The sequence below is a fragment of the Dellaglioa sp. CoH-57-MRSF-19 genome, assembly GCF_056781975.1.
In genome coordinates this window covers 1-250 of the sequence record NZ_JBXAXW010000308.1, presented here as the reverse complement: position 1 = coordinate 250, position 250 = coordinate 1, and the positions used below count along the sequence as shown (strand labels likewise).

At 66.8% G+C, this 250-nt stretch carries 1 protein-coding gene; it reads left to right on the top strand.

Features of this window, described 5'->3' with window-relative positions; translation table 11 throughout:
• Window positions 1–250: hypothetical protein (locus AC1RO3_RS09315; RefSeq protein WP_481764138.1), on the top strand; the 250-nt coding region annotated here is incomplete at both ends.

The window sequence follows — 250 nt, the reverse complement described above, 5'->3', positions numbered from 1 at the left end:
GGCCATGCCCGGGTGATCCTGGTCGGAGTTGAGGGCGGCCACCCTGACACCGTTCTGCTCAGCGCTGCTGAGCCTGCCCGCGATCTCGGCTGCGAGCTGGTGTGCGCGCATGTCGATCTCGGCCGATACACGGTCGAGGAGAACCCTGACGGCTCCGTCCACTCCCTGCCCATCGACCCCGATCTCCCTGAGCTGGATGACGACGGTTTTGACCCGCAGCTGGCTGCCCAGATCGACCGGGTTTTGGCCC